The sequence below is a fragment of the Gordonia sp. C13 genome, assembly GCF_023218005.1.
GTDB classification, from domain to species: domain Bacteria; phylum Actinomycetota; class Actinomycetes; order Mycobacteriales; family Mycobacteriaceae; genus Gordonia; species Gordonia namibiensis.
Window position 1 is genome coordinate 1 of record NZ_JALPSY010000052.1, and the last position, 8,220, is coordinate 8,220.

The 8,220-nt window shown below is 61.8% G+C and carries 9 protein-coding genes; 3 read left to right on the forward strand and 6 right to left on the reverse strand.

Features of this window, described 5'->3' with window-relative positions; genetic code table 11:
* Window positions 1–54 precede the first annotated feature (54 nt).
* Entirely contained in the window at window positions 55–330 is a 276-nt protein-coding gene (locus tag M1L58_RS23725) for a putative quinol monooxygenase (protein WP_374112785.1), read from the forward strand.
* Window positions 331–407: 77 nt separating this feature from the next.
* Here the strand turns inward: M1L58_RS23725 and M1L58_RS22970 are convergent, their stop codons facing one another.
* The 6 genes from M1L58_RS22970 to M1L58_RS22995 all read right to left on the reverse strand — a co-directional run bounded on the left by M1L58_RS22970 (window position 408) and on the right by M1L58_RS22995 (window position 6,826).
* Window positions 408–1,526 (reverse strand): 3,4-dihydroxy-2-butanone-4-phosphate synthase, encoded by a 1,119-nt coding sequence (locus tag M1L58_RS22970; protein ID WP_248660590.1) that lies wholly within the window; start codon window positions 1,524–1,526, stop codon window positions 408–410.
* Window positions 1,523–2,038 carry a flavin reductase family protein gene (locus M1L58_RS22975; protein ID WP_248660591.1) on the reverse strand — a complete coding sequence of 172 codons (516 nt, stop codon included), beginning with the start codon at window positions 2,036–2,038 and terminating at the stop codon, window positions 1,523–1,525. The genes M1L58_RS22970 and M1L58_RS22975 overlap by 4 nt, the downstream gene beginning before the upstream one ends.
* 30 nt (window positions 2,039–2,068) lie before the next feature.
* Window positions 2,069–3,250, reverse strand: coding sequence for an acyl-CoA dehydrogenase family protein (locus M1L58_RS22980; protein WP_248660592.1), 1,182 nt, complete (start codon window positions 3,248–3,250; stop codon window positions 2,069–2,071).
* A gap of 20 nt (window positions 3,251–3,270) precedes the next feature.
* A complete protein-coding gene (locus M1L58_RS22985) occupies window positions 3,271–4,095 on the reverse strand; it encodes an enoyl-CoA hydratase/isomerase family protein (protein WP_248660593.1) in 825 nt (274 codons plus the stop codon).
* A 140-nt stretch (window positions 4,096–4,235) separates the two neighbouring features.
* Window positions 4,236–6,095: a sigma-54-dependent Fis family transcriptional regulator gene (locus M1L58_RS23560; protein WP_248660594.1), complete on the reverse strand. Its 1,860-nt coding sequence runs from the start codon at window positions 6,093–6,095 to the stop codon at window positions 4,236–4,238.
* Between the two features lie 119 nt (window positions 6,096–6,214).
* Entirely contained in the window at window positions 6,215–6,826 is a 612-nt protein-coding gene (locus M1L58_RS22995) for a TetR/AcrR family transcriptional regulator (RefSeq protein WP_248660595.1), read from the reverse strand.
* Between the two features lie 142 nt (window positions 6,827–6,968).
* Between M1L58_RS22995 and M1L58_RS23000 the strand changes: the two genes are divergently transcribed.
* Both M1L58_RS23000 and M1L58_RS23005 read left to right on the forward strand, forming a co-directional pair.
* Window positions 6,969–7,700 (forward strand): SDR family NAD(P)-dependent oxidoreductase, encoded by a 732-nt coding sequence (locus M1L58_RS23000; RefSeq protein WP_248660596.1) that lies wholly within the window; start codon window positions 6,969–6,971, stop codon window positions 7,698–7,700.
* A gap of 37 nt (window positions 7,701–7,737) precedes the next feature.
* Window positions 7,738–8,193 (forward strand): MaoC family dehydratase, encoded by a 456-nt coding sequence (locus M1L58_RS23005; RefSeq protein WP_248660597.1) that lies wholly within the window; start codon window positions 7,738–7,740, stop codon window positions 8,191–8,193.
* The last annotated feature ends 27 nt before the right edge of the window (window positions 8,194–8,220 follow it).

An 8,220-nucleotide genomic window follows, 5' to 3' on the forward strand; every position in this document is an offset into this window, starting at 1 on the left:
CACCGCATGACACACCGAACGGAGGTACCACCCACCTAAAACATCCCGCACAGGGTGGGGACTTTTACCTGGCCACCAGCGGGGACATCAAACTGGCCGTTGACACAGGACGCGGGGTGTGAACTGTACGCAGCGCACCAGAGTGTGCGCGGACGGCCCGGTGTCGTGATCGTCGAGAAGTGGTCCAGCGCAGAGGATCTGCAGGCGCATGGGGCGGGCGATGCGTTCGCTGCCCTCAACGCAGAAGTGGCAGACCTGTTGGAGGAACCTCTCGACGTCATGATTTTGCAACCGCTACCGGCAGGTTCTGAGGAACTCGGAGCGCTCTAGTACAACCAGGTGCCTGCACCGCTGAAGAGCCCGGCCGCGGTGAGTCGATTGTCGTCACCGTGGCCGGGCAGCTTGGTTCAACTGGCGTGCAGCGTCCGCTCGTCCGGCCACGCGACCGATGTGACTGGCATTGATTCGCGAAGCTTGATCCCCCGAGCGTCCAGGACCGTGCGAAGTCGCCTGTCGCCATTTAGTAGGGACACCGATTGCACACCGAGATCGTTGAGAATGCTTGCCACAACGAAGGGCAGACTATCGGCGACCTCGAGGGCGCGACGGTCAGGTGTCTGGTCGTTCGCGACGTGGACGGTGATGCCGCGACCGGTAGCCATCATCGATCGCTCGGTCTCTTCGAGGCGATGTAGATTGTCCGCGTCATCCGCTACTGGTGATCCGAGATGCAGGTAGAGCGGAACCGCTGTATCTGGGTCGGTTGGACCTATGACTGTGACGTGCTGGCGATCTGACGACGTCGGTCCGACGTATGTGATCACCTGCTGTCCCAGCACACGTGTGGCAGTGTCACGTCTGACCACCGGTGTCACCGCGAGCATGTACGTGTGCACATCGCTGAGAGTCACCAAGCTCAATCGATGAGCGGTGGCGAAGGCTTCGAGTTCGGCTTCATGTGGAAGGCCAGCCTGTTCATTTTCGCCGACAGCTGCGGCAAATAAAGCGGCGGTGCCGTGGCCTGCCCGATCACTCAGGAAGGATGCCGCTTCGGCGATACTCTGGCGAGTCAGCAGTCCACCGTCGGCGGTGCGTACCGGTACGACATGGCCAGGGCGGGTGAAGTCTTCGCGAGTTGCGTGGGGGTTGGCGAGCAGAGCTGCGGTGTAGGCGCGGTCGTGCGCGGAGATCCCCGTGGTAGTGCCTTGTATCGCGTCGACGGTGACACACGGGTGGGATTGGGTGCTGGACTGTTGCTCGGTTCCTTCCATTGCCGGAAGATCGAGGCGATCGCAAGTGTCACCGTTGAGTGCTACGCACACGAAGCCCGATGAGTAGCGCACCATCGAAGCCAGCATTGCAGCGGTCGCGTGTGCCGCGCCGGCAACGAGATAGCCGCAGGTTTCGCGATCATTCAGATCATCGATCACGATGATCTGCTCGTTGCGTTCGAGCGCGGAGATCGCCTTCTGCGCGCGGACCCCTCTGTGTGCCAGGTTGGTGAGTGACGGTAGTGCGCGCGTCATGACTCGACCACCAGGTCGACGTCATGCAGACGGCGGAACCGGCTTCCGTGAAAGACCAGCGGGGCGAGGTCTGGCTGGGTTTGCAGACTGTGGATTTCGAGGAGCACCACGGTGTGGTCTCCGGCCGGAATTTCGGCGTAGATCGAGCAGTCAAACCACGCTGAGGCGCCTAGGACGAACAGGGCCCCGTCTTCGGTTGCCCGCCAGGCTGTCTCGGCGAACCGGTCACCGGTCTTCATCGATAGGCGTTTGCCTGCCGACACCTGGTTCTCGGCGAGCACACTGAGGCCGAGGCGAGACTGCTGGCGCAGGGTAGGCCAGGTTGTCGATGTGTTCTGCATGCACACCGACAGAAGTGGTGGGTCAAGAGATACCGAGGTGAACGAGCTGACGGCCATTCCCACCGGCCCGTCCCCCGACTCTGCGCACACCGCGGCGACTCCTGTCGGGAAGCAGCCGAAGGCTTTTCTGAGCACGGTCGCCGGCTCGTCAAGTGTGTTCACGATGATCACTAGATTTCTCCAGGGCGTAGCGGCAGATGGTCAGCTGCGGGGGAGTCCGAGAACTCTCTCGCTGATGTAGTTGAGGATGGATTCGTTGTTCAGCGGCGCAATCTGGAGCACTCGAACCATGGGCCACACGGTGACGATGTCGGTTTCGTAGACGAAAGCGGAGCCGCCATGGGTCTGAATAGCGCTGTCCACTGCGGCCAACGCGGCGCGGCTACCGAGCAGTTTGGCCATGTTCGCCTGGTCACCTGCGTCGATTCCGCTGTCGTAGGAGGCTGCGGCCGAGTACATCACCTGTCGCGCCGCTTCCATCTCGGCCTTGGCCAGAGCCAGTGGGTGCTGGACCGCTTGGTGCGCACCGATCGGAGTGCCGAAAGGAGCCCGGACTTTCGCGTACTCCACGGCTTTGCGCAGTGCGTAGTCGCCGAGGCCCAGGGCCCAGGCTGCCACGGTCACCCGCTCCTGGTTCAAGCACGAGAGGATGTGGTCGAAGCCGAGTCCCTCAGTCCCGATCAACGCTTCAGGTCCGACCTCGACATCGTCGAAGAAGACCTCGAACTGGCTTTCGGGTGCATACCACTCGATGTCGAGCTTGCGCAGTTCGATCCCGGGCAGGGACATATCCACGATGAACAGCCCGAAACCGCTTCGTCGACTGAGCTTCTCGCCGGGAGGGGCGGTGCGCGTGAGCAGCAGGATGTGGTCTGATTCATCGGCCCCGGAAATGAAGACCTTCTGTCCCGAGATGCGATACGACCCCTCTGCCGTCTTCCGGGCGTAGGTGCGGGCTGCGAAGGAGTTGGTGCCGGCTTCGGGTTCGGTGACGCCCAAGCAGATCTTTCGCTGCCCCGAGATGGTGGTGATCACGTGGTCTTTGATCTGCTGCTCGGTCCCGTGCCGCAGGATCGCTTCGCGTGAGAAGGTCGTCAAGCTGTATTGAAGCGGCGGAACGCCAGCCCGTGCGAGTGCCTCCATGACTGCCGTCGTACCGGTGAGACCACCACCGGCACCTCCGAGATCTTCGGGGACCCCGACGGCCAGCAGGTCCGCGGCGACTAGGGCGTCCCACAGTTCACGCGCGTGTCCGCCTTCTCGAGCGCGCTGCAAGAACAGCGAACGGGGGAAGCTAGCCGAAATCCCCTCGACTGCTTCGAAAACCGAAGCCACAAGCTCTTGGCTGTCGGGATGGACGGTTGGCATTGCGTCGAGCTTCATCAGTTGGTTCTCCTGTGGGTTCAGCGTTGGGAGTAGCGGGGCGTCCGCTTCTCGACAAAGGCGCGGGGGCCTTCGGTGGCGTCATCTGAGCGCAGAACACGCTCGTTGAGGGCGAGCTCGAGTGCGAACTTCGTCTCGTTTCCCAGGGCACGTACGGCGATCTCTTTCGCCGTACGCACGGCCACCGGGCCGTTGCGCCCGATACGCTCGGCGAGCTCCATTGCCCGAGTGTGTACTTGCTCCGCCGGCACGACCTCGTTGATCAGGCCAATTCGGCGCGCTTCGTGGGCGTCGATGTGGTCGCCGGTCAGCAGTAGGTGCATCGCGGAGGCCCATGGAACCTGTTGCGGGAGTCGCACATGAGTTCCGCCTCCAGGAATCAGGCCCCACTTGACTTCCGGGAGTCCGAAGATCGAGCGTTCCGAGGCCACCCGAATGTCAGTGCCCAACAGCATTTCCAGGCCGCCGGCAAGGCAAATCCCGTTGACCGCAGCGATAATGGGAGTGAAGACGTCGGAGAAGAATCGCTTGGACGGGTCGGGTGTGAGTATATCGAGTTCCCCGGCAGTCAGTCGCGGGATGAGTTCCCCGAGGTCGCCCCCTGCGCTGAATGCACGGTTCCCGGCACCGGTGAGTACGATCGCGCGGACCTGGTCGTTCGTCTTTGCTGCATCGAATATGTCAGCGAGTTCCCGGACCATCTTGACGGTCAGCGCGTTGTGCGCTGACGGCCGATCTAGTGTGACCAGCGCAGTCGATCCCTCGATTGCATAGGTGACGGTACCTTCAGTATCGGCTGGCGTTTGCGCAGCTTGACTGGTGACAGCGTGTGCGTTGTGTGACACCGATTACCTCCTCGTTGCGTCGAAGGTAACGACGTGGAGGTCGGCGTGGTTGTCGCATCATGGCACAGTCGCGCGGACGGCCCAACGATTGCTCCGGAGGTTAGGTGATTAACCGGCTGCTCCGGGAGCGAGGTGGTTTCTCAGAATGCCGATGTCGACAGGTCGATGCCCAGCGAGCGAATCTTGCGATACAGAGTGGATCGGGCAATGCCGAGGTCTTCGGCCGCCCGATTCTTGTTGCCACCCGCTGCCCGCAGCGCGGCGATGATCGCCCCGGCCTCCACCTGTTCGAGACCCACGAGCTTTCGGCGCGATGCGCTAGCGACGACATCGGCGGGAAGATCGCCAGCGTTGATGTAGCCGTTTCGATTGTTCTGTAGTACTCGGAGTACGACAGTCTCGAGTGATGAGATGTTGCCGCGCCACTCCAACCGCGATAGGGCCTGAACTGCATCTGCCATCCATCGCACGGGTGTCTGATCTCTTCCCAGTCGCGCGGCGCAGCGGCGTGTCAATGCATCAAGCAATGCTGGTAGGTCTTCGAGACGATCCCGCAAGGCAGGAACGGTGAGCACCGAGGCGAATTCGGAGCCAAGAAGCGCGGGTCGCCGGTCATCCTCGGAACGGGTCGCGGTCGCAAACACCCGGACTGGGCCGTCGCGGTGGGCACGCAGGAGATTTGCGACCGCAAGTGCAGTCGATTCCGTGAGCTCATCGCATCGACGCAGAATCACCGCCCCCCCTGGCCGTTGCAGGGTCGAGTCGAGTTGCTGGAGCCACGCTTGGGCTCCCTCGATTGTGGCGTCAGCCGCATCAACTACTGTCACGGGAACAGCTGAACCTGCCATCGCGGTGGCGACAGCGACCTTGCCGCTGCCCCGTTCGCCGACGATGAGGACTGATCCCGCGCCAGTGGCTGCTGACGCCTGACGACACAGATCGCGCCAGCGGGGGCCTTCGCCCACCAATCCCGGCAATCCAGGCGCCGGGAGAGCGGAGGCGCCGCTGCGGGCGTGTCGGTCCACAACTGGGCGGATCATCAGGACGGCACCCGCCGATTCGGTCGCATTCGTGACCTCGCGGCACTGCACCGACACGGCGGTGCCATCGGTTAGCACTAGTGACTGCGGCGTGGAGATCTGGTTGCGGATGGCGCGGGATGCGTGTTCCCACAGCAGCGCCTGGTCCACCGATGTCAGCAGCCGCGCGGCGGTAGCGTTGGTGATAATGGTCTGATCGTTGAGAGCCACCAGTGGATGACGTGCATCCCGATTCTCATTGAGGTACGCATCGAGCAACATTCTCTCGCGCCGAGATGCCGACTCCTGGAACGCATTCTGAATGTCCTGTACCAATTCCATCACCCACGACAGCAGGACCGGACTGGTGTCTTCGTAGCGGCTGGTCAGGTTCAATGACCCCACAACACGTCGGGTGACGGGATGAATCACGGCCGCACCGGCTGAGGTGACCGAGGCGTAGTCCTCGGTGAAGTGCTCGAGCCCACGGATCATTCGTGGACGACCGTCCAGCAGGCATATTCCGCTGCTTGTCCCTATGGATGTTTCATCGACGTGAGTAGAAGGAACGATGCTGCGCTTCTCCAGCCACGAGGAGAGGGCGGGGTCTCGAACCCATTGCCTCAAGATCATCCCGTCGGCATCAGTGAGTGTGAGTCCGCACATGGATTGCTCGAGCACAGACTCTCGCTTGGTCAGGACGGCGTCGACGGTGTTGATGAACGAGGTGTTGGTGTCGCGTCCCGGGGATTCGACCGGCCGAGGCGAGGTCGCATCGAGTCCGTAGCCCATAGAGCGTCGCCAGGAGTCAAGTAGCTGAGATGAGATTCCCGCCGCCGCTACATCGGCTGGGTCGGCAGCGCCGCTGGTGAGGAACGTGTCTCGAACTCGCCTGAACATCGCAGATCTCGGATCGCTCTGCATCGCGAAGCCGATACGCTCTTGCGTCACAGATACTTCGCGGTTGACGTCACGGGTCACTACATCTGTTCTCACGACCTCATCCCTTCGCTTCAGCCCGACTAGGTTCGGGCCACGCGGCGCTACTCAGCCGGCATCCCGATCCGGCCCGCCTAGAGTGACCTACTACTGACAACCTGTCAAGAAGCGTTGTGCGGTTGCGTCGGCAGGGCCAGTAAGGTGCTGGTCAGGAGGTTATGAACGTCGCAACGATCGAGTGTGCCAAGGCGTAACCATTCGTCCGTGGCGGTACTCAAGAGTGCCTGAAACGCGCGCACCTGTGCCCGGTTGATGTCGGTCCGGGGCGCCCTCAGGACCGCTAGGAGACGTTCCTCCCAGACACTCATCCCCGCCTGAAGGACCGCCTCGACCTCGGGATCGCGACGGATAGACGTCGCACCGATCATGCTCAGATACGTCGCCCGGTTGTGTTCCACGAGGTCGAGCCACCGGTCGAAAGTCTGGTTGACAGCAGCCGCGATCGCCTCTGGCGAACCGCCTGTCACCTCGACCATGGCCGGCGGAGTGGGTAGGCGTGCAAATCGGCGAACAACCTCGAGGTACAGGGCCCGTTTCGTGCCGAAGTGGTGGTGCAGGTTTGTCCTCGTTGTTCCGGCCGCGGCCGCAAGTTCAGAGGTGGATACCTCTTCATAAGCGCGCTCGGCGAAGAGGCTTTGCGCGACCTGAAGGATCTGCTCGCGACGGTCGCCGGAGTTCAAACGGGTTCGCCGCATCCGTTCCGCGTGTGTCATGCGACGACAGTAACGCGCTAGTCGGACTGCGGACCGATCGTCGCAACTTGCTACATCGCGGGGCCGTGTTTGCGGCCTAGTGTTTGCGCGAACCCATGCGTCACGCGTCTGCGAAACGCTCAGACATTCGCCTAGGAGCAACATGGATATCGACCTCACTGGTAAGACCGCCCTGATAACCGGCGGCAACTCGGGTATTGGGGCCGCGTGCGCCAGCCATCTGTCAAACCTCGGGGCGAACATCGTTCTTGCCGACATCAATCCGTCGGCAACCGGTGAACCAGGAGTCCGAGATGCGATGTCGGTGGAGGTCGATGTCACCGATCCTGCTCAGGTCGAACGCATGGTCGAGCAAGTAGTTACCCGTTTTGGATCACTCGACATTGCTGTGAACAGTGCGGGTGTGGGTATGCCGGTCAAAGCCCCCACAGCAGAGACCGCGGTAGAGGAATGGCGCCGGTTGCTCTCAGTTAACCTCGACGGCGCGTTCTTATGCATGCGATCAGAACTGGCAGTGATGTCTTCCGGTGGAAGCATTGTCAACATTGCTTCCATCACCGGTCTGGTCGGAATCGCCGGAGCCAGTCCCTACGTGTCCTCCAAGCATGGACTAATCGGCCTCACCAGAACAGCCGCACTGGATTACGCAACTCACGGTGTCCGAGTCAACGCTGTCGCACCCGGCTTCATCGACACCCCTTTGTTGCGATATCCCAACGACGCTGCACGACAGCAACTCTCCGCCTCGCACCCGATGAACCGCATGGGAACCCCTGACGAAGTCGCTGCCGCCGTTGCTTTCCTCGCTTCGCCGGCGGCTTCGTTCATCACCGGTGCGGTCGTGCCCGTCGACGGGGGTTATACCGCGCGATGAGGGGGCCACGATTTCACTTCGGGAGGACCGAACCTTCATGACCACAGTTGTTGAAACACCGAGCGATCTCGCCAGTCTCCTCGGTTCGTCTTTGGGGACGACGCCGTGGCGCGTCCTTAGCCAAAGTGATGTCGACACGTTCGGTGCAGTGACCCACGACCAACAGTGGATTCACGTCGATGTCGAGCGTGCGAAGTCCGGTCCGTTCGGAAGGACTATCGCCCATGGCTACTTAACGCTGTCCTTGGTAGGGCCGTTGTTCGCAGAACTGCTGCACGTACGTGAGGTGGCGATGGTCGTCAACTATGGGCTGGAGAGAGTGCGATTCCCCGCACCTGTACCGGCGGGGGCGAGAGTGCGACTAACCGCCACAGTCGCGGAAATCTCGGAGATCAACGGCGCGGTTCAGCTTGTGGCCGACGCTGCAGTTGAAATTGAAGGATCGACCAAACCAGGTTGTGTCGCACGCCCCGTCTACCGATACTTCCCATAGTTCAACGGTTCTCGGCGACCTGTCTAG

Coding starts and splice junctions, on each gene's coding strand:
- M1L58_RS22970 (WP_248660590.1), bottom strand. CDS start 1,526: ATGACGCGCGCACTACCGTCACTCACCAACCTGGCACACAGAGGGGTC.
- M1L58_RS22980 (WP_248660592.1), bottom strand. CDS start 3,250: ATGAAGCTCGACGCAATGCCAACCGTCCATCCCGACAGCCAAGAGCTT.
- M1L58_RS22995 (WP_248660595.1), bottom strand. CDS start 6,826: ATGACACACGCGGAACGGATGCGGCGAACCCGTTTGAACTCCGGCGAC.
- M1L58_RS23000 (WP_248660596.1), top strand. CDS start 6,969: ATGGATATCGACCTCACTGGTAAGACCGCCCTGATAACCGGCGGCAAC.
- M1L58_RS23005 (WP_248660597.1), top strand. CDS start 7,738: ATGACCACAGTTGTTGAAACACCGAGCGATCTCGCCAGTCTCCTCGGT.